The following is a 269-nucleotide window of genomic DNA, read 5'->3' on the forward strand; positions in this document are numbered from 1 at the left end:
GATTCAGTGTCATCTAATAACACTTCTAAAATTTCACGGCTTTGGTAATCAGCTTTTTCTTCACATAGCGCGATAACTTTACGCAAATGATCAGCTACATGATATTCGTATGCAAGATCATTTCTCAGCATTTCTTGCACATCTTTACCAATATTCAGCGCTTCACGGCTGCCAACATCTGGAGTGCCTTCTAAAAACAAAATGCGTTGAACTAATTTAGCTGCATGCAACTTCTCGTCGTCTGACTCATGCAGAATACGGGTATACAG

Annotated in this window: 1 protein-coding gene; it reads right to left on the bottom strand. The window is 39.8% G+C overall.

The genetic code is table 11. The features are described 5' to 3' along the window. Positions 1–269, bottom strand: a 269-nt coding sequence (locus tag AAEY72_RS15030; protein WP_352311360.1) for a ferritin-like domain-containing protein, incomplete at both ends; no start/stop codon positions are given.

The organism is Psychrobacter sp. W2-37-MNA-CIBAN-0211 (assembly GCF_040309405.1).
Lineage (GTDB): Bacteria > Pseudomonadota > Gammaproteobacteria > Pseudomonadales > Moraxellaceae > Psychrobacter > Psychrobacter glaciei.